Raw genomic sequence first — 21584 nt, 5'->3', positions numbered from 1 at the left:
CCAACCGCTAAGAAAGACTGGGCAAGCCATGAAATCCCTGATCCTTGCATTCCTTGCCGTAGCTCTTCCCCTGCCCGCCGCGGCGGAGGGAGAACACGCCCATATGTCCCCCTATGCCGGAGAGCAGCAGCGCGAGATCAAGAGTCTCTCGGCGGAAGACATCGCCGAGCTGAAGGCGGGCGGCGGCTGGGGACTGGCGAAGCCGGCCGAGCTCAACGGCGTGCCGGGACCGTCGCATGTGCTCAAGATGAAGCGAGAACTGGCGTTGACGGCGGACCAGGAGAGATCCGTAGAACGCATTTTCGAGGAGATGCGGAACCAGGCCGTGGTCGAGGGCAAAAACCTGCTCGCCGGTGAAGCGGCGTTGGACACGGCCTTCCGCGATGGCTCGATCGACCCGGACCACTTGCGAATGCTGCTTCGCCGGATCGAGGCGAGCCGGGCGAGCCTCCGTTTCGTTCATCTTGCAGCCCATCTGCAGATGGCGCGGATCCTGAACGAGGATCAGGTCAAGCGCTACAACGAACTGCGCGGATACACGGTCAATGGCCATCGGCAGCGGTAGACGATGCGGCCAATGGCAGGTGGCTGCAATGCGCCCCCGCGCCACAAACCAAGGTATACCTAGTCTCCAGCCGCCTATTCATGGATTAGATCGCAGCAGGTTCCGACCACGTAGAGGAGAAACCTGATGTTCAGGGCCATTGCTGCTGCCTTTTCCTTGGCATTGATTGCTGCCGCGCCTGCGCTCGCTGGCGACGAGCCGTACAATGCCAAGGTCACAACGATATTCGATCACAAGCTGCCCCATGTTCCGGGCAAGAGCATGCGGGGCGTCCTGGTGGAATACGGACCCGGTGGATACAACCCCTCGCACACGCATGCCAAGAGCGCCTTTATCTCCGCGACGGTGATCGAAGGGCGCATCAAGAGCCAGGTCAATGGCGGCGAGGTCAAGATCTACAAAACAGGCGAAAACTGGACTGAAGTTCCTGGCGATCATCATCAAGTCAGCGCAAACGCCAGCGATACGGAAGACGCCAAGATCCTGGCGGTCTTCGTCGTGGATACGGACGAAACGGAACTGACGATCCCCGACGATTGATCGGAAATTAGCGTTCTCGCCGCCGGCTCTGGGGGTGCTTCCTACAGCGCCGCGCGTCTTGTTAGACGCGCAAAGGACGCTGTAGCACTTGAATTGCTGCATGTTTTTAAGGAAACATGCAGCAGCGCCGTTCGGCCAATCCGCCTTGCTGAGGTAGCCTGAAGGCTGCAAGTCCTGCTACATATTTCCTTAAATCGCACTCGATTTAAGGATAAAAACATGCAGCAATTCAAAGTGCTACAGCGTGCTTTGCGCGTCTGAAAAGACGCGTGGCGCTGTGGGAGCGCGAATTGAAGCCAGTACTACCGCGATGAAAACTATCGTTCTTGAATCCGTGCTGACCTGCCCGCATTGCGGTTTCGCCCGGCAGGAGACCATGCCGACCGATGCCTGCCAGTTCTATTATGAGTGCGTGAACTGCAAGACACTGCTGCGTCCCCGCCCCGGAGACTGCTGCGTGTTCTGTTCGTTCGGTTCGGTGAAGTGCCCGCCGGTACAACAGCAGCTTCGATGCTGCGAATAGGTTCCAGTCCTTGCGACCGTTCCGGCATATTGCGCCGGCTGAGTCTCCGTGCTGACTACACCGCGAACCGAAGCAGCCTCTTGGTTCCAAAGAGCACCCAACCAAGGCAATGGCCGAGAAAGTAGATCGTCAGCACCATATAGGTGAGCAGCACCACGGTGACCGTCATGCCGGCATCAAGTCTGTCGAAGGGCGACACCTGACGAAGCAGGTCGGCCCACCAGCCAAGCTTCAGGCTCCATTGGCAGACAACCTCGTCACAAGCCGAAACAATAAATGGCACGGTCATTGCCGACCAAGCGAGGAAAATGACGCCGGCGCTTTTCCAGTTGTAGCTGCCGCTGCGAAGCAGCCTGTGCACCTGCCGTCCCTTGGCAATAATCATGGCAATACCGGCCAGTATATAAAGTGATATCGACATCCCAGCGCCCCAAGCACACCTTTGAAAGAGCTATTATTAGCTGAGAGATGTTGCTGCGAGGTTCAATCGATAAGTAAATAGTTTATGACAAAGCTTGTTCGTCTGGATTTCGCCCGAAGCCCGCATGGGGCATGTGGCACCCCCCGCGGGGAGACCAGTCACTTAGGCCGGGCGCTGCCTTCGTACATGTAGGTCATCGGTTTCGGCCCGCGCATATAGCCGGTCTCGACCCGGTCGACCCGAAAGCCGCCCTCCTCGATCATCGACCGGATCGGACGGTTGAGATTGCAGCCGCCGCTGATGCGCCGCCAGATCGGGTTGAGGCAATCCTGGCACCAGCGCACGCCGCGGTCCGGTGAGAGCCCATGCTCGACGAACAGCAGCCTGCCCCCGGACCTGAGCACGCGGCGCATTTCCGAAAGCGCTGTGGCCGCGCCGGGGATGGTGCACAGGGTCCAGGTCGTCACCACCGTGTCGACGCTCCCGTCATCGAGCGGGATCGCCTCGGCGTCGGCCTCGAAGAAGTTGACCGGGATCGCGGAATGCGGCACGCGACGCGCCATGGCCACGAGGGTCGGCGAAGGCTCGAGCGCCAGAATTTCCCGGACCGCCGGGCGGTAGTGCGGCAGGTTGAGACCGGATCCGCAGCCGATCTCAAGCACGCGCCCCTCCGCCGCGCCGATCACCCGCTCGCGATAGGGAAGCAGGCGCTCGTTGCGCATGGAACAATCGCAGAGTTTCGGCAGGACGACGTCGCGGTAGATACCCATCATTCCCTCCCCGGCAGTTGCATGTTTGCTTAAATATAAAACATGCAGCAATTCAAAGGCTGCAGCGACTGAAATTTGGGAAGCGGTGTGGGCACCCCCCTCTGCCCTGCCGGGCATCTCCCCCACAAGGGGGGAGATTGGCCAGAAGCGCTGGCCTTGCCCGACAGCAAACGCGCAAATGCCGAAGTCGCCCAATTCAAAACAGCGCGCAAAGGGTCTTTAGTTAAGCGGGACATCGCCACTTTCCGATCTCCCCCCTTGTGGGGGAGATGCCCGGCAGGGCAGAGGGGGGTGGCGCCCCGGCAGTTCTCACCCCACATCAACAGCGCCGCGCGTCTTCTCAGACGCACGGCGCTGGCATCACCGCATGTGGGCGACTTCACCCTACCTTGGGCTCAGCCGGCTGCCATATGCTGACCTGGCGCGTCTCGGGCATCAGGATCAGCGCGAGCACGAAGCATACGGCGGGAACGACGATCGGGTAGATCAGCGCGTAGCCGATGCTGCCTGTGGCCGCGAAGGCCGCCGAGGTGACGAAGGGCACCAGCCCGCCGCCCCAGCCGTTGCCGATGTGATAGGGAACCGACACCGATGTGTAGCGGATCCTGCCGGGGAAATATTCCGCCAGGAATGCCCCGACCGGCCCATAGACCATCCCGACGTAGCAGACGAGGATGAAGATGATGAAGATCGCGATCGGATAGTTGATGTTGTCGGGCTGCGTCACCATTCCGAGCCACAGATATAGCGGATAGTAGGTGATCGCGGCGAGCAACATACCTCCAAGGATCACCGGCTTGCGGCCGATGATGTCGGAGAGCCACCCGAAGAAGATCAGGCTGGGCGTTGCGATCAGCAGCGCTGCGCCGACGATGTAGGACGAGCTCAGCGCGTCCACCTTGGAAACCTGCTGCAGGAAATACAGTGCCCAGAACTGGCCGCTGTACCAGACCACCCCCTGCCCGATCAGCACGATGGTGGCGATCCCGACATATTTGATGTTGGAACTGAGGAAGGCTTCCCTCCACGGGTTCTGGGTCATCTGCCCCTTGGCCTTGATCTCCTGGAAAATCGGTGTCTCCTGGAGCTGGAGCCTGATGTAGATGGCGATGGCAACCAGCAGGAACGACACCAGGAACGGCACGCGCCAAGCCCACGCCTCGAAGACTTCATTGCCGAAATAGGTGCGCGTGGCGATGACCACGGCCAGCGACACGACGATCCCGAGCGTCGGAGAGGTCTGGAGCCAGCCGGTGTAGTAGCCGCGGCGTTCATCGGGCACATGCTCGGCCACATAGGTGATGGCGCCGCCATACTCGCCGCCGAGGCACAGACCCTGGATCATCCTGAGGCCGAAGAGCAGGAACGCGGCGGTCAGGCCGATCGCGTCATAGGTAGGGATCAGGCCGATGGCACCGGTGCCGAGCCCCATGCCGCTCAACGTGATCAGGAACGTGTATTTGCGGCCGACCCTGTCACCCATCCAGCCGAAGAGAAACGCTCCGAGCGGACGGATCAGGAAGCCTGCGGTAAACAGCGCAATCGTGCTCAGGAGCGCTGCGACCGGATGCGATGGCTCGAAGAACTTGACCGACAGCACCGCGGCCAAGCTCCCGAAAATATAGAAGTCATACCATTCAATGATGTTTCCCACCGACGCGGCAACAATCACGCGGCGGAAATCCGTCGGGACCTGGACAGCCATGTTTCTTCCTCCCGTTTCAACACATGGCCCCCAAATTTTTGCAGCACTCTAACACGAAAATAGCTGATCAAAAACCGCCTACTCTCCAGCGAGCGGAATCTCGGAAGTAACGGGATCGTCATTGCAGAATTTTACTTGATCGATAAATGGCGCCGCGGATGCCGCACGAACCGACCCAGAGCGGCCATTCCGGCCGCCTATTGGCGTCTCGGAAAGCGGACGTTTACGGCCGGTGGTAGTAGCCGGGGCATTTCGAAGTTAGAAACCGGCCGTCTCCCGCACCTCGATCGCCCCCATCCGAGCGAGCGAGTCCCGCTCCGCGATCTCCATCGCCTCCGCAAGGTTCTTCGCTTCGATGAGCAGGAAGCCACCCAGATGCTCCTTGGTCTCTGAGAAGGGCCCGTCGGTCCAACTCGCCTTGCCGGCACGGACGCGCAATGTCTTTGCGGTCTTTGGATCGGCAAGAGCGTTGGAGGCGAGATAGTGGCCTGATCGCTTGAGCTCTTCATTGGAAGCTAGGGATTCCCGGTCGATCTCGGCCCATTCCTCCTTGCTGGCGGCGTCAGCAAGGTTTTGATCGATGTAGAAGAGACAAAGGTACCGCATCCGGTTTCTCCATGGTGCCGTCGATGATAGATAGTCGCAGGTAGCGACCGCGATTCGACAATGAGCGCAAGAAATCCTGCCAGCAGCTCTCCTCGTTAAGCGACTCGTCGGCAAAAGCGCGGCCGACTTACGACAGAGCGACGCCTGACGGCTCTATGCATGATAGTTGTTCTGAGAACGCCTCGGATCCAGGGGCCCAAGACCAGTTGGACGACCGCTCTCCACCCTTGAGCTGCCCCACGCGTCGGGTACCAAGCGTCAGGCTTTCACCACTAGAGCCCGTGCCGCGAACAAAGCCGCCGCGAGCATCAGCCCCGCCGCCGCCAGCGGCAGGATGAAGAAGCCGCTTCCGGCATAGGCCGCGCCGAAGCCGACCGTGCCGGCGAAGAGGGCGAGATAGGTGACGCCGCTGTTGAGCCCCATGATGGCGCCGCGTCTTGCGGGATCGAGCGCGGTCAGCCGCATGATGAGCACGTTGAGCCCGAAGTGGTTGGCGAGCCCCCAGAGAAACACCACCGCCAGGATCGCAACATAGGAGCCGCTCGCCGCCGCCATCGCAACATAGACGCCGGTGACGGCGAGGAAAATAAACGGCAGCAACCTGCCCGCACCGAAGCGATCGATCAGCCGATCGAGAAAGGCCGCGCCGCCGAAGCCGAAGCCGTAGGAGACCGCAACGAGGCCGTTGGCGCTGACAGGCAGGCCGAGTGCGGCATGGAGATGGTCGCCGATATAGGCGTAGACGCCATAGAAGGCCGCCATGAACGCCGCGCAGGCGGAAAGAAGCGGCGCGACGCCGCGAACGCCGAGCGCCGCGAGCGGCGATGTCGCCCTGCCCCCGCCAACCTGCCTGCGCCCGGAATCCTCCGTGCCCGCGACGAGCCGGACGGCAGCGCACGCGACAAGAGTTGCGGTGGCGACGACGACATAGACCGTCCGCCACCCGGCGAAATCGGCGATGGCGGCCGACAGTGGCACGCCGGCCACCATGCTGAGCGTCCAGCCGGTCAGCACCAGGCCGATCGTCTCGCTCTCGCGCCCGGCCGGCGCGATGATCGAGGCCAGCGTATAGATGGAGGGAAGCGCGATGCCTGCGGCGATGCCGACGATGAGCTGGAAAGCGACCAACAGCGGCAGCGCCGGCGCGGCCGCGCTGCCGCCAAGCCCGGCGGCAAGGAGGATGAGCGCCGCCGCTAGCATGCGGCGCGGGCCATGGCGGTCGATGAGGCGGCCAAGGAAGACGGCGCTCGCCGCGGTGCCAAGACCGAAGGCGCCCGAGGCCGTCATCACGGTAGGAACGTCCGCGCCGAGGCTCCGCGCCACTTCCGGCGCGATCGGACCGAGCGCCAGCGAGTTGGAGCCGATGACGCCAATGCACGTGGTGAGCACGAAGGCGAAGGGCGGGATGCGCGCCCTCTCCGCGGATAGGCCTGGAATGGATTGATTGATGTTCGTCATTCCTGCATAATTGCAGAACCACATTCTGCAACAAGAGGCGATTTCGGAATGGATCAAAATACAGATGATATTCGGCGGAAGCGCCCCGCCGACCGTGAACTCGACGCGATGGACCGAAAGCTGTTAGGCGTTCTAGTCGAGGACGCCACCACGAGCTACGCCGAACTCGGCGAACGCGTCGGCCTTTCGCCGCCGGCCGCGCACGAGCGCGTGAAGCGCCTCAGGCGCTCGGGCGCAATCCGCCGCGTGGCGGCGCTGGTCGATCCCGAGGCGGTGGGCAAGACGCTGCTTGCCTTCGTCCATGTCGACACGACCGGCTGGGGCAAGACACCGGCGCTGCTTTCGATCGAGCAGCATCCTGAAGTCGAGGAGATCCACACGGTCGCCGGCGACACCTGCATGCTGCTCAAGGTTCGCACCGAGAGCACCCATGCGCTCGAGGGGCTGCTGGCGCGCCTCTACGACACGCCCGGCGTCAAGGCGACCCGCAGCTATGTCGTGCTTTCCACCTATCTGGAGCGGCCCGTGCAGCCGGGCACGACGGCGGAATGGCCGACCCTAGTGAAAGGCCAAGAATAAGCCGGCCGGCGCAGCCGGCTTTCGGATGTGCGCCTGATGTCAGAACCCGCGCCGCGCCGGGCGGGATGCGGGTGGAAAACACCCTTTCGCTCATCCGCTCTAATCTTCGGAGAGTTCTTCGGCCGTGGCCGCGATAGGTGCATTTCCCAGTGAATTATCGGCGTACTTGAAGGCAAGTATGCTGATGACCGAAAGAACTATAACTATCAAAATCAAACGCATTGCGTGCTTACCGGTTTCGTCTTGAAATGGTCTAGCAACACCCGCGGGACGCTTGTTGTTCCCTAGGTGTCAGGAGTTGACCGATCACCTATCGTATTTGCCGATCCAGAGCATCCCCCTGACGCGCCGCTGCGTAACTCCCCACCGACGGCCAGACTGCCCGGCAGGTCGACATCACTGGAAATCGAAGTATCCTTGGCGCCGTCCATTACAGCGCCGCGCGTCTCATTAGACGCGCAAAGGTCGCTGTAGCACTTTGAATCGCTGCATGATTTTGTTCATGCAGAAGTGGAGTGAGCGCATGCCCGACAAGACGTCCATCAAGTCAGCGAAGGTCGCAGAGAAAGCCGCCAAACCAGGAAAGTCGGTCGCTAGGTCATCAGCCCGCAAGCCCGCGAATGCCGCGGCGAAGGAACAGCCGGCGGGCGCTGAGCCTCCCCTCCTCTCGGGCGGCAATCCCCAGATCGCCAAGGGCTACGGCGACGCCCCCGTGCAGGCCTATATCGCCGCCATGCCGGGCTGGAAAAGCGACGTCGGGCGTTGGCTCGATGCGCTCATCGTGCGCACCGTCCCCGACGTGCAGAAGGCAGTCAAGTGGAATTCGCCGCTCTACGGAATGGACGGCCAGACCTGGTTCCTCGGCATTCACTGCTTCACGAAATACATCAAGCTGGCCTTCTTCCGCGGCGCCTCGCTCAACCCTTCTCCCCCCGTCGCGTCCAAGATGGAACACGCGCGCTACTTCCACATCCACGAGAACGACCAGCTCGACGAAGCCCAGCTCGCCGCCTGGATCAAGCAGGCCAGCGAATTGCCGGGCGAACGAATGTGAGCGGGAATGAAGAGCGGTCATGACAAGAGCCGAACTCTCCGACCTCTATCGAGGGTACATCCAGTGCCTGAATAACCGGGATTGGCCGAACCTGGGGCAGCGCCCAGTCCGCGCGGCGGAAGAGTCTTTTCAGTCCAAGGACTTGGACTGACTGGATTCCTGGGACGAGCACAGGAAAGAGGGAATTCTTGGTTATGCTCAAGCCTGATCGAGCCTGCCGACAAATGTTCGGCGGCCGGTGGCGGTAGGGCTTGCCCATCGAGCGCCGACATCCGCTGGCGGTGCAGCGGCGCAATGAGCTGACGCGGGCCGCCCCGCCCGCCCTCATTCCTGTGCTTGTCACAGGAATCCAGCGCGCCCAAGTCCTTGGGCGCAGGAGACTCCTGCCCGCTCGACGGTGGCATTCGCGTTTTCCCCGAAAAGCGAGTCATTCACGGCGCGCCATGGCTGACGGTGGAGGAGAGAAGCCTTGCCATACCGCAACCGAAGAGGTTGGCTGTTGTCGTGTACTGTGGTTTCAATGAAACAATGAATTGGTCGAGTGTCCCGCACGTCCGAGTGAAGGCGCGAAGCGAGCGACAGCAACCATGAAGAAAGGCGACCCGATGGACGGAAAAGCAGAAGACAATCCCTCTCGGTTGATCGATGCCAGAATAGAAGAGCTAGGCGATTGGCGGGGCGAAACCCTCGCCCGGGTCCGCGCGCTTATCCGCGAGGCCGACCCCGAAGTCGTCGAGGAGTGGAAGTGGCGAGGCGTTCCTGTGTGGTCGCACGCCGGAATCATCTGCACCGGCGAGACCTACAAGCAGGTCGTGAAGCTCACCTTCGCCAAGGGCGCTTCCCTCAACGACCCGGCAAGCCTCTTCAACTCCAGTCTCGAGGGCAACACCCGGCGCGCCATCGATATCCACGAGGGCGAAAAGATCGATGAGGAGGCGCTGAAGGGGCTCATCCGCGCCGCCGTGGAACTGAACACGTCGGCCAAAGCTGCCCGCTCCCGGAAGAGCCCGAAGAGCGGTTGAGGAGCGCGAAACCGGCTCAACGACGCGCCGAGGTCAGTCTTGGATTTATCCTAACGAGCGGCGAAAACTCGGTGCTGTTGCCGATCTTCTCGCTATACCGGTGAGTCGTCCGCGTCGGATGTTGGCCGACAAGGGCTACGACGCCGACGCCATCCGGGAAGAATTGCTGTTTCATGGAACGCGCCCCCTCATACCGCCCCGCGCAACACGAAGGAAGCCACCGCCGTGCGACTGTTTTGTCGCGAGGCCATAGGCTACGCACCCGTCAACAGGCGTACTCCTAATGAAACTTCTCAAGGACAATCAGGCGTTCACCATCGCGCCCGGTCCACTCAGACGCAGCATAGAAAAAGCAGCTCGGGTAATCTTCCAAGTAAGGCTTTTCTAACACTTGCAAGTTTGGGCGCATTGACTTCCAAAATTCAAAGCGTTCATTCAGCGGTATCCAACGCAGCGGCCTGCCCACGTCAACTTCAACGAACCTAATAGGCCCTTCCTGAAGCATCGCGCGGATATCTTCTTCCGTGAGGGCGTCCTTCACACGTTGACCGAACTCTCCGTTGTTATCCCACAGCTTGTTCAGCGACCCGCCCACACACCGTCGCTCTACATTGGTCATTTCTATCCTGCCATTCCGGGCTTCGTCGCACCCGCTTGTTCCGGCTCCATCAGCCAGCGACGCTTTCGCCGTCCTGTCCGCCGGCAGGTCACGCGAAGCGGGCTGCGCTTCTCGCGCGCGCCTTTGCGGCTTCTTCCTCGCGGTTGCGTGGCGGTTGCGACGTCTCGAGGGCATCGATGAGTTCGCGGGCGCATTGCGCGATTGCGCTCACCGCATGATCGAATGCCGCTTCATTCCGCTTCGACGGTCTGGTGGTTCCGCTCAGCTTGCGCACGAACTGCAGCGCCGCATCGCGGATTTCCTCGTCCGTCGCCGGCGGATCGAAATTGAACAGGGGTCTTATGTTTCTGCACATGACTTGCTCCCGGTCATCCTCGTTTCCCTCACCTTGATGGGCCCTTCATCAAGCATAAGGACAGAATACGTCATAACAGTCGCAGCATTTGCGCAAAAGACGCCGACGGTGACCTTATAGGCGCTCCCTGCCCCGGAGCATCTATTCCGGACGTTCGCGGCGTCCGCAGATCAGGTCTACCGCCGCGCCGCTGAGCTTGTCGAGCGCATTTCGCGGCTCGCCGGCACGCGCGCGGACGGCGAGCGAATGCATGACGGCCGAGGTCACGGATGCCAAGCCGGCAGCGTCGGCCTCCGTGTCGAGCTCGCCATCGGCAATTGCCTTGCACATACGCTCCTCCAGGACGACATTGAATGCGCCTAGGCTCTCCTGCAGCACCCGACGAACGGCCGGCCGATGCACGGCTTCGACCGAAGCGGTTCCTATCAGCATGCACCCGCGTGCTGCATCCGCGGACGCCATGTAGACATCAGTCGCTTTTCGCAAGACGTCCGCCAGTTCCTTCCTGAGCGGCCGCTTCCCGCTCAGGATTTCTCTCATGGCATCGACACTGGCGTCGCGGTAACGCTCAAGCGCCGCAATATACAGAGCCTCCTTATCGCCGAACGCTCCGGCGAGGCTCGGACGCGTCATCTGTGTTGCCGCGCTGAGGTCATCAAGCGATGTCGCGGCGAAACCGGCCGACCAAAAGAGATCGCTCGCCCGCTCAAGTGCCTGCTCCCGATCGTATTGCACCGGCCGCCCGCGTTTCGCATTGGTCATTTATATTCGATCTCGCATAAAAATATTGACGTCACCAGGATTATATGCGAACGCGTATAAATGTCGAGCAACAATCAGGCCCGACCCATTCGAGATCGGAGAAAGCCATGAAACTCTATATCCACCAGGCGGCCTGTTCCCTGTCGCCACATATCGTCGCGCGGGAACTCGAACTTGATATCGACATCGTCGAGGTCGATCGCGCAACGCAGAGGACCAGCGACGGAGAGGATTTTCTTAGCCTCAACCCGAACGGATACGTGCCGGTGCTGGAGCTGGACGACGGCGAGATCCTTATGGAAGGGCCGGCAATCGTCCAACACCTGGCCGACATGAAGCCATCCGGCGGCCTCGCGCCTCGCGATGCCCGTGAACGCCGGCGCATCCAGTCGCTCTTGAATTTCGTGTCGACCGAGCTCCACAAGCCGATGGCCCAGATGTTCTATCCCGAATATGCCGCGGTGAAGGATGCGCTTCGAAAGCATGTCACGAAGCGGCTCGACTGGATATCGACCCAGTTTGCCGGAGACTTCCTGACCGGCGACCGCTTGAGCGTCGCGGATGTCTATCTCTTCGTCTGCCTCAACTGGACTCCGTGGCAGGACATCGATCTGTCACGCTGGCCAGGGCTCGAGCCGTTCATGCGCCGGGTCGGCGCTCGCCCCGCGGTGCGTGAAGCGCTGCGTGCCGAACGGCTCGCTCACCGCGCCAATGGCGTGTTCTTCGCGCCGCGCACGGCTGCGTGAACCGAAAAGGGAGGTCATGATGACAAGCTTCAAAGACCCGGAGAGTCTCCAGACCGCCGAAATTCTGGCACGCTTCAACCAGGTGTTCCTCACCCACGACCCTGCCGCCCTTGAGGACCTCGTTGCCGATGATTGCGTGATCGAAAACACGCAGCCGGCATCGGACGGCGCCCGCCACGAAGGCAAGGCAGAGTGCATTGAGCTTCGGACGAAAATCGCCACGATGCCCGGTGCTTACTTCGAAACTGAAGGCATCATCGCGCGCGGCGATCGCGGCGAAATCCGCTGGCGGCTGATCTGGGGACCGGAGCACCGCGATTCCGTGCGTAGCGTGAACCTCATGCACGTGCGCAACGGGCGGATCGTGGAAGCGCTGGGTTATGTGAAGGGCGGCTGACCCCAGCAAGACTGGAGTCAGCTTCGATCCCGCCTGTCACGGAGAGAGACAGGCGGGACTGCCTTTGCGCGGTTAGCCTCTCCGAGCCGTCCGGCGCTGCACCCCCCTCTGCCCTGTGTCCAGCCGATAGATGGGTAACACTTTGAACCGGATACATGGGTTACACTTCTCCCCCCTGCATAGCGGTGTCCGCCCCGGCGCCGGCTGGTCGGGGTTGCACGGCGCTGGGGCGGACAAGTCGCCTGGTCTTTCGATCGATAATGCCGAGCGGGTGGGTGTGGAAGCGTAGCGTCCAGGTCCCCTCTTGGTTCTCCTCGATGGCGACGGCCTCGCCGGCCAGCGCGCCGGCGACATAGACGAGGTCGCCATTCCACTTGATCTCGCCATTGGAACGCACCCGCCGCACCGCCGCCGCGGCCGGATAGTCGGGCTCGGGCAGGTGATCGGGCAGGCGCCGCGGCGACGGCCGGTACTGGGTGGCCGGCACCGCCATGGCGAGCGCCTCGTGCGGGCGCTCGTCGTTGTAGCTCTTGCGAAACGCGTCGAAGGCGGCCTGCTGCGCCGCCTGGTCGGCCTCCGGCGTCGCCGCCAGCGGCAGCATCGTCAGGTGGAAGCGTTCGTGGCGGCCGTTCTGCTGCGGTCTGCCCGGGGTGATGCGCTCAAGTCCGATGCCGAGCTTGATGAAGCGCACGGCAAGCGGCGTCAGTCCGGTGACGCCGGTCGCCGCGAAGGGCGAGCCGTTGTCGCTGCGGAAGCGGTCCGGCAGGCCGTGCTCCTTGAACAGCCGCTCGAACACCGGCCAGGCCTCCGCCTCCGACGGCGTTGCGCAGGCTTCAAGTGCCAGCACGTACCGGCTGGCTGCGTCCATCACCGTCAGCGGTTCGCAGCGCCGCCCGTCGCGGGTCCGGAACCAGCCCTTGTAGTCGCCGCTCCACACCGCATTGGGGTGGCTGACGGGCGCCAACGCGCCGGTGCCGGCCGCCCGCCAGCGCCCCCGCCGGCGCCCGACAAGACCATGCCGCTTCAGGATCTCGCCAACCGTCGAGGCCGCCGGCCAGCTCAGCTGCGGTTCGGTGCGCTGCAGCCGCGCCAGCACCTTCTTCGGACCCCACAACGGACGCGCCTCCTTCTCCGCCACGATCCGAGCCACCAGCTCCTCAGGCGTTGCCCGCCCATGCGCCAGCGGTGCCCGCGGCAGATCGAGCAGACCCTGCGGCCCAAGCGCGCGATAGCGGCCCAGCCATTTGTAGCCGGTCTTGCGCGAAATCCCGTAGGCCGCACACAGCGCCGTCATCGTCTCTTCGCCCTCCAGACATTCCCCGACAAACTTCAGCCGCTCGTCCATGATGCCAGTCTCTCTCCAAACCATCGCCGGGACCTCCCGGCGCAAAGAAAACTGTCACCTATGTAAACGGTCCGTTCTGTCACCCATCTATCCGGTTCGGACACCTGCCGGGCATCTCCCCCACAAGGGGGGAGATCGGCTGGAGCAACGACCTGCCCATGATGACTGCGAGCCACGACATCCCAGGATCAACAGGCCGAACCATTGGTAGAGCGCGGCATCGCCACTTGCCAATCTCCCCCCTTGTGGGGGAGATGCCCGGCAGGGCAGAGGGGGGTATCGACACCCGCGCCCCTCAGTTTCGCCATTGCCATCGGATCCCGCTCTACAGCGCCGCGCGTCTTGTCGGACGCGCAAAGGTCGCTGTAGCGTCAGCTTCGATCCCGCCTGTCACGGAGAGAGACAGGCGGGATTGGTGTTAGCCAGCTATCCCTCCGCCACCACGAACGACAGATGATGCGACGCCAGGGCGTTGAGATAGTCGCGGGCGTCGAAAATGGCGCCCGGCGCCTGAGCCCCACTGCCCCGCGCCCTGCCGTCAAGGATGCGCTGAACAGCTTCACAGATGAGCGGTGCCGAAAAGGCGTAGATGTCTCGCCCTTCAGCGGCGATCCGCCGGATCTGCTCGCCCTTTCGCACGGTCGCCTCGACCAGGAAGATCTGCGCGGATCGGCCCTTCTCGTCCGCGGGCTTGGGCGGCGGCGTCGCCGGGTCCCGAACGTCGCTAAGCGCGGTGCGATTGAGGTAGGTGCGGAGCTCGGATGACCGCGTATGCCGCGCAATCACGACGATCTCTGAAAACGGGAGCTCGACGACCTTCTGCCGCGCAAACGGCTCCGGGAAGTCCCAGTCCATCTCGGCGGCTGGCTGAACCACCGGGGTAAGCTCGCCGTTGGCAACGATCATGCGCCGCGCGGTGTTCTTCTCGCCCGTTATTCGCGTGCCTTGCGTCGGATGCCAGCTGTCGAGAGCGATCCCTACCCTGATCTCGTCGGCGAACTCCCAGTCGCCCATGGCCGTCGTAACAAGCAGGTCGGCAAAGCCACCGTAAAAGCCCATGGCGGGAATAACGAGCACCCCGGCATCGCGCGCCGCCTTGTCGAATTTGTCGTAGATCGCCTGCGCGCTCGGCTGCTCGGCCGTCACATCGAGATAGTGGATGCCCGCACGAAGCGCTGCGGAAGCCACGGCATCTGCGGTGTCGAGAAAAGGGCCGGCGCAGTTGATGATCGCGGCCGCGCCCTTGAATGCCCGATCGAGCGAGTCCGGGTCGTCTATCGAAGCACCCCGCACCTCGATGCCGCGATCGGCGAACTCCGCCAGCTTCGCCACGTCGCGTGCGACAGCGATCGGGACGATGCCGCGGCGCAAGAGTTCCGCGACGACAAAACGCCCCGTATGCCCGGCAGCCCCGAACACGGCCACAGCCCGATCCTGCTTTGAAGTTCCTGGTGAGCGAACGGTCATTGATTTCCTCCACGCTACAGACCTGTTTGTTCTATGGCTACAAACAAGTCTGTAGCGTGTCAAGCGTGGCCGTGCTAGGTTCCCGACATTGGAGGTTAGTGATGACGAAAAGCGCGGCCAAAACGAATAACCACGATGTTATCGACGTGCGGGACCGGATCCTCGAGACGGCATCGACCCTTTTCTATGAGCGCGGCGTGCGCGCCGTGGGGGTTGACCTCGTGGTCGAGGAGGCAGGCGTCGCCAAGACCAGCCTCTACCGGCATTTCGGCACGAAGGACGATCTCGTCGCGGCCTTCCTCGCGCGCGAGGACCAGGATTTCTGGGGCACATGGGACCGGGTGGCCGAAAAACACGCTGACGACGCGCGGGCGGAGCTCGACGCGCATCTCGAATGGATCGGCGAGCGGGTCGGACGGCCGAACTATCGCGGTTGCCCGCAAATCAACGTTGCCGCGGAGTTCCCGGAAGCCGACCACCCGGCACGAAAGGTCGCGGCGGCCCACAAGCGTGAAATGCGGCGCCGGCTGAAGGGGATCGCGGAGCGGCTGGGCGTTGACCGCCCGGACGAACTTGCCGGTCAGCTCGCATTGCTCATCAACGGCGCATTCGTCAGTTCGCAGGTTCTGGAACCGGGCGAAGCCATTCCCCTCCTGCGGCAAACCGCGCAAGCGCTGATTACCGCCGCCGGGTCATAGGACGGTCGCAGTTCAGCTCACCAAGGAAGCGTGACGCACGGCGACCCCAAGCTCCTCATTCCTGTGCTTGTCACAGGAATCCAGCGCGCCCAGGTCCTTGGGCGCTGGAGAATCGTGGGCGCAACTAAAGCGGAACCACAACTCTGGCGGCATCTGGGGAGACGGAGTCATTCACGGCGCGGACGCGCCGTGGCGTCCTATCAGACACCACAGTACACGACAGCAGCCTAATGGATTTGCGGATGCTTTTTTCCGTCATCCCTGTACCACGGGATCCAGCAGCGCGTCGTCGGCGGCGCGGAAGATTCCTTTCAGCCCAAGGACTTGGGCTGACTGGATTCCTGTGACAAGCACAGGAATGAGGAACGGAGGACCGCGCCGCAACCATGGAGGCTCAGCGCGCTGCTGTCGTGGGGCCAGCGCCGCAGCTTCTCCGAGCCCCCTGGCTGTACCCCCCCCTGCCCTGCCGGGCATCTCCCCCACAAGGGGGAGATCGGCAAGCGGCGATGCCGCGCTCCACCAGTGGTTCGGCCCGTTGGTTCTTGGATGTCGTGGCTCGCAGCAATAGTGGGCAGGTCGTTGCTCCAGCCAATCTCCCCCCTTGTGGGGGAGATGCCCGGCAGGGCAGAGGGGGGTATCGACACCCATGTCCCTGAGCTTTGCCACTGCAATCTGATCGGATCCCGCTCTACCCGCCGTGCGTCTTATCAGACGCTGTAGCACTTCACTTCACTCCCCGTCAGACGTCCGGACCGATGCGGTAGAAATAATCCGTGGCGAACTGCGTCTCGCGGCCGTCAAGCCACCGCTCCCTCTGTGCGACGCGGCTGATACCCAGTTCACGCAACTCGCCTTCGCTCAAATCGTCGATCTCTCCCCGGGTCGCCCGGCTACCTCGCCAGGTTCTCCATTGGGTGGCCAAGGTGCCGAGCCTTCCGAGAAGCCGCACGACACCCCCGGCCGCGGTGTGTCCAGCCAAGGGCTTGGCGATCCCTGCCTCGCCCTCATGTCTCGTCAGACCGATATCATCGATCAAATGGGGATTGGCATTCGCCTTTTGCTCGCGGTTCGAGCGGGTCGCCGGGCTGCAGTGCCGACGCGACCCTTCCGCCAGCGCCACGGGCATTCCCGACCGCGCCGCCTGATGCGGGGCCGAAGCAAGGGTGAGAGTATCGGTCATGGCAACCTCCATGCTTTGGAGGTTGAATTCTGCAGGTTACGAACAGCGCCGTAATTAAGCGCTCCCAAATAGTTCTCAAAACTTCCAAACGGGCGCCGCGCGTCCAGTCGGACGCGCAAGGTCGCGCGCCTAAACGGGCTCACGTCCCGCTCAACAGCCTGTAGGCGATCATCCACATGACGGCGGCGATCGCGGTATCCAGCACCCGCCATGCCGACGGCCGCGAGAAAATCGGGCGCAGCCACTTGGCGCCGTAGCCGAGCGCGAAAAAGAACAGGAACGAGGCGGACATGGCACCGGCGGCGAATAGCATTTCCTCCCCGGGAAAGCGGGTCGCAATCGTGCCCAGGAGGACGACCGTATCCAGGTAGACATGCGGATTGAGCCAGGTGAGCGCCATGCATGTCGCAAAGGTCGGCCAGAACCTTGAAGAGACTTCTTCCCCAACCGTCAGCGCCCCGGAAGATCGAACTGCCGAATGGAGGCTTTTCGCGCCGTACCAGATGAGAAAGGCCGCTCCCCCAAATCGCATGGCGGGGTCAAGCCAGGGCAGCATGGTCGCAATCTGCCCGAGACTGGTAACGCCCAGGAGGATCAGGATGGCATCGGATAGGCCGCATGTGAGGCACACGGCGAACACATGCTCGCGCCGCAAGCCCTGGCGCAGAATGAAGGCATTCTGGGCGCCGATTGCGACGATCAGGCTCAAGCCCATCATCAGGCCAGTCATATAGATCGGGAAGTTCATGCCGACGAAATGCTCCGCAAACGAAAGAGTGGGCATTTCTCTAGCGAACGCCGGAGAGTTAGGATAATTAAACTCTATAATCCCGATTAAGAAGAGCTAACGCCATGCTCGATTATCCTGCGCTTCACGCCGTGGCGACCGTCGTTCAGACCGGCAGCTTCGAAAAGGCGGCCGCCGTTTTGAACGTCACACCCTCGGCCGTCTCCCAACGGGTGAAGCAGTTGGAAGAGCGCCTCGGCGTGGTGCTGATCATCAGGGGAAACCCGTGCACGGCAACCGAAAAGGGAGCATGGCTGTGCCGCCACATGGAGAATGTCGGCATGCTGGAAGGCGAGTTGATGGAGCATCTTCCGTCGCTTGCCGATCCCGACAAGCCGCGCGAGCGAGTGACACTTCACGTTGCGACCAGTGCCGATAGCCTTGGAACATGGTTCCTGCCGGCCATATCGAATTTTTCCAAGCAATCCCGCTATCTTCTGAACGTCGCCATCGACGACGAAGAGCATACGGCCGAATGGCTGCAGCGCGGCCGCGTGCTCGCGGCTGTCACCAGCCTCGAAAAGCCGATCTCGGGCTGCCGTCGCACGTCGCTCGGAGCGCTCCGCTACCATGCCACGGCAAGCCCCGAGTTCATGGCGAAATACTTCGCCGACGGCGTCACGCCCGAGGCGATCGGGCGCGCGCCCGCCTTGACCTTCAACCAGAAAGACAGACTGCAAAGCCGCTGGATTCGCCAGGCCTTCGGACAGGACCTCGTGTATCCCACCCATTGGTTGCCATCGACGCAGAGTTTCCTCGATGCGAGCCTCTCCGGCATGGGCTGGTGCATGAACCCTGCCCTCCTCGCTGGAGAGCATCTCGCTTCCGGGCGACTCGTCGAACTCATCCCCGATACCCCGCTGGACGTGCCGCTTTTCTGGCAGATCAACCGGCTAGCCGCCGACCGGCTGGTGGACCTGACGCGCGAAGTGGTCGCCACAGCAAAATCGCGGCTTCTCGGGTGAAACACAATGTAGATGGTCGTCATCGTTTCTGCCCTTGCCGACGCGACGAGCGAATGACCACTTTGCACCCGCCGCAGACTGGGATGGGGACGTTAACTATCCTATAATTGCACAGACGCTGTTTTGCACCGGGGAAGCATCCCATGCAGCGGAAACTCGCAGCAATTCTGGCCGCTGACGTCGTCGGCTACAGCCGCCTGATGGAGGTCGACGAGACGGATACCCTAGTGCGGCTGAGAACCACCCGCGAGAATATGATCGATCCGAAAATTGCCGCCCACAATGGCCGGGTGGTCAAGCTCATGGGCGATGGCGAACTGATCGAGTTTCCCAGTGTGGTTGACGCCGTAAGGTGCGCCGTCGAAATCCAGCAGACGATGGCCGAGTGCAATGAAGAGCTGCCCGCTGACAAACGGCTCGAGTTTCGCATCGGTGTCAATCTTGGTGACGTCATCGCACGGGAACGTTCGATGTTGTGGAGGTCAGCACGAGCCGATGGTCTCTGGTTCTCGATGCGGACCAAACCGTGGCGCTTTATGCCACCTACTCCAACGTGAATGCCCGTTCCGACCGTGATGCAGTGTTGGCCGAACTTGGCCGCGTCGCCCGGAACGACTTTGGGAACCGCGTCATCAGGAATATGATCACGAGCCTCTATATTGCCCGGCGGGCTGATGGGGGCTAGCAGTCTGCGATTCGAATGCCCGCAGGGGGTCGAATTTAGCCTTCACGGCATCTCCTCCCATCGTCATTCCTGTGCTTGTCACAGGAATCCAGCCAGCCCGAGTCCTTGGGCTGAAAAGACTCTTCCGCGCCGCCGACGCGGCGCTGCTGGATCCCTGTGACAAGCACAGGGATGACGGCGAGAAGAGTATCCGCCAAACCCAGTACGCGACTGTCGTGTACTGTAACGTCCGACGAAAACACGCGGCGCACTCCGGGCGAACGCCGACGACCACTGTTGGTCAACGCGGACCCTGCACCTCAGGATGCTAAAGTCCGCATCGGGTGTGAGGGGAAGTTCGACGCGAACGCACGGAACGCGGCAAATGCGGGCGGAGCGGCATCCAACGAGTGAACGATCAAGCGAAACCGCATTCCGCACGGAAACGCGCCACCCAGTCTCGACTGGTTTCATCGGCCAGCTTTGCGACACCGGATATCACGCCGTTTGCGGCATCGCGATTCAAGCCGAGTTCACCCAGTATCTCTCGCAAGGTTTCAATGGGATTGGAAGAAAGCGTTTCATAAGTGATCTGAAGCGGCTCAATTCGCTGCGATTTGAACCAATCCCTCCAGTCAAGATCATCTGATGTAAACCGGTCGCAATAGGTGCGGATCTCTTCCGCATTGTAGCCAGCTTTACTTGACGGTGCGAGGCGCTCCAACTCCGTTCCGTCTGGTGCCATATGCCACAGTCCGGTTTGCTCCGCCCTCGCAATCGAAACGGCCTGTTCAATCTTGTCGAGCCGGGTCAGATAAATAAAGAGCGTTCGTCCGAAGGCGGCTTCAAAACGCTTTAAATCACTCGCTGGCTCCGGGTGCAGCACCGCCAGTTTCTGGACAAAAAAATCAAAGCTATGTCTCTGCAGTCGCAGGCCGAACATGCCCGTGTTGAGGCTTCCCTTCGCAATTGCCGCTCGAAATATCGTAGCCAGGGTTTCGCGTTCCGATGTGGCGGCCTCTGAAGGCAGGTCGAAATAGGCGAGCCATTCGGAGATTGAGGGACGGTGAAAGTACGACCCCGGATTTCCAGAGACGCCGGTCGCCGCCAGGAGCTTGCACAATAGTGTGCTGCCGCTGCGCGGCGACGTGCAGATCACATAGGAGTCGTATTTCGACATTGCTGTTTCTCAAACCAAGGAGAGAGCCGCTACCGCATGGTTCCTTAAATCGGAATCGATTTAAGGACAAAACCATGCAGCGATTCAAAGTGCTACAGCGGCTCTGCGCGTCCGATTAGACGCGCGACGCTGCAGAGTTTCGGGCCTTATCAGCCCCTTGTTGCAGTGGCATGACCGCTTCTGGCGCAATCCGAGCCTTTCGCGGCGTCTGTCGCCAACGTCGGCGTTTCGCGCAGCCCTTTTTAAAACGCGTCGTTCTGACAGGTGGTTGACAGGTATCGAGGACAACATCCCGCCCCCACGAGCGCGATCTGCTCGTGATCATTCGAAAGGGAATATGAATGGAAAGGCGTGATTTCCTCAGGGGCTTGGCCTTGCTTGCGGCCTGCCCGCTCTGCGTCAAAACGGCATACGCGGCCGAAGGCGTGCATTGGGGCTATGAAGGCGAAGAAGGTCCTGAGCATTGGGGTACTTTGAGCACTGAGAACAGTGCTTGTTCGGCCGGCTCGCAGCAATCACCGGTTGACATCCGCGGCGCGATCAAGGCCGAAATCCCCGATCTGGCGACCGACTGGGCGCGCGGCGGCACGATCCTCAACAATGGCCATACGATCCAGGTGAAGGCCGCCGGCGGTACGCTTCGCCGCGGCGACAAGACCTATGATCTGGTGCAGTACCACTTCCACGCGCCAAGCGAGCATCTTGTCGAGGGCAAAAACTTCCCGATGGAAGCGCATTTCGTTCACAAGAATGCGGAGACCGGCGCGCTCGGCGTGCTCGGCGTTTTCCTTGTCCCCGGCGCGGCCAACCCGACCTTCGCGAGCCTCGCGGCGAAGTTCCCGCAGAACGCCGGCGAAGAAACCCAGCTCGATGCCGTCGACCCGAAAGGCCTCTTGCCCTCCTCGCTGAAGTATTGGAGTTATGAGGGATCGCTGACCACCCCTCCCTGCAGCGAGATCGTCGACTGGATGGTGGCGATGGAACCGATCGAGGTCGACCCGGCCGACATCAAGAGGTTCACTCGGCTTTATTCCATGAACGCACGGCCGGCGCTTCCCGGCAACCGCCGCTATGTTCTGAGCTCCAGTTGATCGACGAGACCAACGCGGGCGCTTCCCCCTCACGGCCGCAGGGCCATCTCTACAAAAGCGTCGCTTTTGTAGAGATGGCCGACGG

Annotated in this window: 25 protein-coding genes and 1 pseudogene; 12 read left to right on the top strand and 14 right to left on the bottom strand. The window is 61.9% G+C overall.

The window, feature by feature from the left end:
* The first annotated feature begins 28 nt into the window (after positions 1-28).
* The 3 genes from PZN02_RS14960 to PZN02_RS14950 all read left to right on the top strand — a co-directional run bounded on the left by PZN02_RS14960 (position 29) and on the right by PZN02_RS14950 (position 1628).
* The gene (locus PZN02_RS14960; protein WP_280658745.1) at positions 29-565 is read left to right on the top strand and encodes a periplasmic heavy metal sensor; all 537 of its coding nucleotides are present in this window, start codon (positions 29-31) and stop codon (positions 563-565) included.
* Between the two features lie 126 nt (positions 566-691).
* Positions 692-1105 (top strand): cupin domain-containing protein, encoded by a 414-nt coding sequence (locus PZN02_RS14955; protein ID WP_280658744.1) that lies wholly within the window; start codon positions 692-694, stop codon positions 1103-1105.
* 310 nt (positions 1106-1415) lie between these two features.
* A complete protein-coding gene (locus tag PZN02_RS14950) occupies positions 1416-1628 on the top strand; it encodes a GDCCVxC domain-containing (seleno)protein (RefSeq protein ID WP_280658743.1) in 213 nt (70 codons plus the stop codon).
* A 55-nt stretch (positions 1629-1683) separates the two neighbouring features.
* On the opposite strand, the gene PZN02_RS14945 is transcribed toward PZN02_RS14950, so the two are convergent.
* The 5 genes from PZN02_RS14945 to PZN02_RS14925 form a co-directional block, all read right to left on the bottom strand.
* Entirely contained in the window at positions 1684-2049 is a 366-nt protein-coding gene (locus PZN02_RS14945; protein ID WP_280658742.1) for a hypothetical protein, read from the bottom strand.
* 158 nt (positions 2050-2207) lie between these two features.
* Complete coding sequence (locus tag PZN02_RS14940; RefSeq protein WP_280661511.1) at positions 2208-2819, bottom strand: class I SAM-dependent methyltransferase; 612 nt, start codon at positions 2817-2819, stop codon at positions 2208-2210.
* Positions 2820-3198: 379 nt separating this feature from the next.
* The gene (locus PZN02_RS14935; RefSeq protein WP_280658741.1) at positions 3199-4524 is read right to left on the bottom strand and encodes an MFS transporter; all 1326 of its coding nucleotides are present in this window, start codon (positions 4522-4524) and stop codon (positions 3199-3201) included.
* Between the two features lie 258 nt (positions 4525-4782).
* Positions 4783-5130 (bottom strand): YciI family protein, encoded by a 348-nt coding sequence (locus tag PZN02_RS14930; RefSeq protein ID WP_280658740.1) that lies wholly within the window; start codon positions 5128-5130, stop codon positions 4783-4785.
* A 258-nt stretch (positions 5131-5388) separates the two neighbouring features.
* The gene (locus tag PZN02_RS14925; RefSeq protein WP_280658739.1) at positions 5389-6588 is read right to left on the bottom strand and encodes an MFS transporter; all 1200 of its coding nucleotides are present in this window, start codon (positions 6586-6588) and stop codon (positions 5389-5391) included.
* A gap of 48 nt (positions 6589-6636) precedes the next feature.
* Between PZN02_RS14925 and PZN02_RS14920 the strand changes: the two genes are divergently transcribed.
* The 3 genes from PZN02_RS14920 (at position 6637) to PZN02_RS14910 (ending at position 9243) form a co-directional block, all read left to right on the top strand.
* Positions 6637-7167, top strand: coding sequence for an Lrp/AsnC family transcriptional regulator (locus PZN02_RS14920; protein ID WP_280658738.1), 531 nt, complete (start codon positions 6637-6639; stop codon positions 7165-7167).
* A 523-nt stretch (positions 7168-7690) separates the two neighbouring features.
* Positions 7691-8221 carry a DUF1801 domain-containing protein gene (locus PZN02_RS14915; protein ID WP_280658737.1) on the top strand — a complete coding sequence of 177 codons (531 nt, stop codon included), beginning with the start codon at positions 7691-7693 and terminating at the stop codon, positions 8219-8221.
* Between the two features lie 605 nt (positions 8222-8826).
* The gene (locus PZN02_RS14910; RefSeq protein ID WP_280658736.1) at positions 8827-9243 is read left to right on the top strand and encodes a DUF1801 domain-containing protein; all 417 of its coding nucleotides are present in this window, start codon (positions 8827-8829) and stop codon (positions 9241-9243) included.
* A 16-nt stretch (positions 9244-9259) separates the two neighbouring features.
* Here the strand turns inward: PZN02_RS14910 and PZN02_RS14905 are convergent, their stop codons facing one another.
* The 4 genes from PZN02_RS14905 to PZN02_RS14890 all read right to left on the bottom strand — a co-directional run bounded on the left by PZN02_RS14905 (position 9260) and on the right by PZN02_RS14890 (position 10979).
* A complete protein-coding gene (locus tag PZN02_RS14905; protein WP_280658735.1) occupies positions 9260-9418 on the bottom strand; it encodes a hypothetical protein in 159 nt (52 codons plus the stop codon).
* A gap of 105 nt (positions 9419-9523) precedes the next feature.
* Positions 9524-9862, bottom strand: a complete 339-nt coding sequence (locus tag PZN02_RS14900) for a hypothetical protein (protein ID WP_280658734.1) — start codon at positions 9860-9862, stop codon at positions 9524-9526.
* Between the two features lie 88 nt (positions 9863-9950).
* Positions 9951-10217 (bottom strand): DUF2277 domain-containing protein, encoded by a 267-nt coding sequence (locus tag PZN02_RS14895; protein WP_225107341.1) that lies wholly within the window; start codon positions 10215-10217, stop codon positions 9951-9953.
* Between the two features lie 141 nt (positions 10218-10358).
* Complete coding sequence (locus PZN02_RS14890; RefSeq protein WP_280658733.1) at positions 10359-10979, bottom strand: TetR/AcrR family transcriptional regulator; 621 nt, start codon at positions 10977-10979, stop codon at positions 10359-10361.
* A gap of 107 nt (positions 10980-11086) precedes the next feature.
* Between PZN02_RS14890 and PZN02_RS14885 the strand changes: the two genes are divergently transcribed.
* Positions 11087-11725, top strand: coding sequence for a glutathione S-transferase family protein (locus PZN02_RS14885; protein WP_280658732.1), 639 nt, complete (start codon positions 11087-11089; stop codon positions 11723-11725).
* A 16-nt stretch (positions 11726-11741) separates the two neighbouring features.
* Entirely contained in the window at positions 11742-12122 is a 381-nt protein-coding gene (locus PZN02_RS14880) for a nuclear transport factor 2 family protein (protein WP_280658731.1), read from the top strand.
* A 160-nt stretch (positions 12123-12282) separates the two neighbouring features.
* Here PZN02_RS14880 and PZN02_RS14875 read toward each other — a convergent pair whose 3' ends face one another.
* On the bottom strand, positions 12283-13491 hold the full coding sequence (locus tag PZN02_RS14875) for a helix-turn-helix domain-containing protein (RefSeq protein WP_280658725.1): 1209 nt from the start codon (positions 13489-13491) through the stop codon (positions 12283-12285).
* A gap of 402 nt (positions 13492-13893) precedes the next feature.
* Complete coding sequence (locus PZN02_RS14870) at positions 13894-14934, bottom strand: saccharopine dehydrogenase family protein (RefSeq protein WP_280658730.1); 1041 nt, start codon at positions 14932-14934, stop codon at positions 13894-13896.
* A 101-nt stretch (positions 14935-15035) separates the two neighbouring features.
* On the opposite strand from PZN02_RS14870, the gene PZN02_RS14865 reads away from it, so the two are divergent.
* Positions 15036-15632 (top strand): TetR/AcrR family transcriptional regulator, encoded by a 597-nt coding sequence (locus PZN02_RS14865; protein WP_280658729.1) that lies wholly within the window; start codon positions 15036-15038, stop codon positions 15630-15632.
* A gap of 739 nt (positions 15633-16371) precedes the next feature.
* Here the strand turns inward: PZN02_RS14865 and PZN02_RS32140 are convergent.
* Both PZN02_RS32140 and PZN02_RS14855 read right to left on the bottom strand, forming a co-directional pair.
* A complete protein-coding gene (locus tag PZN02_RS32140; protein WP_342394700.1) occupies positions 16372-16812 on the bottom strand; it encodes a hypothetical protein in 441 nt (146 codons plus the stop codon).
* A 139-nt stretch (positions 16813-16951) separates the two neighbouring features.
* A complete protein-coding gene (locus PZN02_RS14855) occupies positions 16952-17560 on the bottom strand; it encodes a LysE/ArgO family amino acid transporter (protein WP_280661510.1) in 609 nt (202 codons plus the stop codon).
* Between the two features lie 104 nt (positions 17561-17664).
* On the opposite strand from PZN02_RS14855, the gene PZN02_RS14850 reads away from it, so the two are divergent.
* Both PZN02_RS14850 and PZN02_RS14845 read left to right on the top strand, forming a co-directional pair.
* Entirely contained in the window at positions 17665-18564 is a 900-nt protein-coding gene (locus tag PZN02_RS14850) for a LysR family transcriptional regulator ArgP (RefSeq protein WP_280658728.1), read from the top strand.
* Positions 18565-18707: 143 nt separating this feature from the next.
* A pseudogene (locus tag PZN02_RS14845) lies at positions 18708-19019 on the top strand (adenylate/guanylate cyclase domain-containing protein); the annotation flags it as partial.
* A gap of 627 nt (positions 19020-19646) precedes the next feature.
* On the opposite strand, the gene PZN02_RS14840 reads toward PZN02_RS14845, so the two are convergent.
* On the bottom strand, positions 19647-20408 hold the full coding sequence (locus PZN02_RS14840) for a Stf0 family sulfotransferase (RefSeq protein WP_280658727.1): 762 nt from the start codon (positions 20406-20408) through the stop codon (positions 19647-19649).
* A gap of 341 nt (positions 20409-20749) precedes the next feature.
* Here PZN02_RS14840 and PZN02_RS14835 point away from each other — a divergent pair, with 341 nt between their 5' ends.
* Positions 20750-21499 carry a carbonic anhydrase gene (locus tag PZN02_RS14835; protein WP_280658726.1) on the top strand — a complete coding sequence of 250 codons (750 nt, stop codon included), beginning with the start codon at positions 20750-20752 and terminating at the stop codon, positions 21497-21499.
* Positions 21500-21584 lie beyond the last annotated feature (85 nt).

Origin of the sequence: Sinorhizobium garamanticum, assembly GCF_029892065.1 — a bacterium.
Lineage (GTDB): Bacteria > Pseudomonadota > Alphaproteobacteria > Rhizobiales > Rhizobiaceae > Sinorhizobium > Sinorhizobium garamanticum.
Note: the sequence above shows the minus strand (reverse complement) of the source record. Positions and strands in the feature narration are given on the sequence as shown.

Bases quoted from the DNA above. Each gene is read 5' to 3' on its own strand.
- PZN02_RS14960 (WP_280658745.1), top strand. From the start codon at position 29: ATGAAATCCCTGATCCTTGCATTCCTTGCCGTAGCTCTTCCCCTGCCC.
- PZN02_RS14955 (WP_280658744.1), top strand. From the start codon at position 692: ATGTTCAGGGCCATTGCTGCTGCCTTTTCCTTGGCATTGATTGCTGCC.
- PZN02_RS14950 (WP_280658743.1), top strand. From the start codon at position 1,416: ATGAAAACTATCGTTCTTGAATCCGTGCTGACCTGCCCGCATTGCGGT.
- PZN02_RS14945 (WP_280658742.1), bottom strand. From the start codon at position 2,049: ATGTCGATATCACTTTATATACTGGCCGGTATTGCCATGATTATTGCC.
- PZN02_RS14940 (WP_280661511.1), bottom strand. From the start codon at position 2,819: ATGGGTATCTACCGCGACGTCGTCCTGCCGAAACTCTGCGATTGTTCC.
- PZN02_RS14935 (WP_280658741.1), bottom strand. From the start codon at position 4,524: ATGGCTGTCCAGGTCCCGACGGATTTCCGCCGCGTGATTGTTGCCGCG.
- PZN02_RS14930 (WP_280658740.1), bottom strand. From the start codon at position 5,130: ATGCGGTACCTTTGTCTCTTCTACATCGATCAAAACCTTGCTGACGCC.
- PZN02_RS14925 (WP_280658739.1), bottom strand. From the start codon at position 6,588: ATGACGAACATCAATCAATCCATTCCAGGCCTATCCGCGGAGAGGGCG.
- PZN02_RS14920 (WP_280658738.1), top strand. From the start codon at position 6,637: ATGGATCAAAATACAGATGATATTCGGCGGAAGCGCCCCGCCGACCGT.
- PZN02_RS14915 (WP_280658737.1), top strand. From the start codon at position 7,691: ATGCCCGACAAGACGTCCATCAAGTCAGCGAAGGTCGCAGAGAAAGCC.
- PZN02_RS14910 (WP_280658736.1), top strand. From the start codon at position 8,827: ATGGACGGAAAAGCAGAAGACAATCCCTCTCGGTTGATCGATGCCAGA.
- PZN02_RS14905 (WP_280658735.1), bottom strand. From the start codon at position 9,418: ATGAAACAGCAATTCTTCCCGGATGGCGTCGGCGTCGTAGCCCTTGTC.
- PZN02_RS14900 (WP_280658734.1), bottom strand. From the start codon at position 9,862: ATGACCAATGTAGAGCGACGGTGTGTGGGCGGGTCGCTGAACAAGCTG.
- PZN02_RS14895 (WP_225107341.1), bottom strand. From the start codon at position 10,217: ATGTGCAGAAACATAAGACCCCTGTTCAATTTCGATCCGCCGGCGACG.
- PZN02_RS14890 (WP_280658733.1), bottom strand. From the start codon at position 10,979: ATGACCAATGCGAAACGCGGGCGGCCGGTGCAATACGATCGGGAGCAG.
- PZN02_RS14885 (WP_280658732.1), top strand. From the start codon at position 11,087: ATGAAACTCTATATCCACCAGGCGGCCTGTTCCCTGTCGCCACATATC.
- PZN02_RS14880 (WP_280658731.1), top strand. From the start codon at position 11,742: ATGATGACAAGCTTCAAAGACCCGGAGAGTCTCCAGACCGCCGAAATT.
- PZN02_RS14875 (WP_280658725.1), bottom strand. From the start codon at position 13,491: ATGGTTTGGAGAGAGACTGGCATCATGGACGAGCGGCTGAAGTTTGTC.
- PZN02_RS14870 (WP_280658730.1), bottom strand. From the start codon at position 14,934: ATGACCGTTCGCTCACCAGGAACTTCAAAGCAGGATCGGGCTGTGGCC.
- PZN02_RS14865 (WP_280658729.1), top strand. From the start codon at position 15,036: ATGACGAAAAGCGCGGCCAAAACGAATAACCACGATGTTATCGACGTG.
- PZN02_RS32140 (WP_342394700.1), bottom strand. From the start codon at position 16,812: ATGACCGATACTCTCACCCTTGCTTCGGCCCCGCATCAGGCGGCGCGG.
- PZN02_RS14855 (WP_280661510.1), bottom strand. From the start codon at position 17,560: ATGAACTTCCCGATCTATATGACTGGCCTGATGATGGGCTTGAGCCTG.
- PZN02_RS14850 (WP_280658728.1), top strand. From the start codon at position 17,665: ATGCTCGATTATCCTGCGCTTCACGCCGTGGCGACCGTCGTTCAGACC.
- PZN02_RS14840 (WP_280658727.1), bottom strand. From the start codon at position 20,408: ATGTCGAAATACGACTCCTATGTGATCTGCACGTCGCCGCGCAGCGGC.
- PZN02_RS14835 (WP_280658726.1), top strand. From the start codon at position 20,750: ATGGAAAGGCGTGATTTCCTCAGGGGCTTGGCCTTGCTTGCGGCCTGC.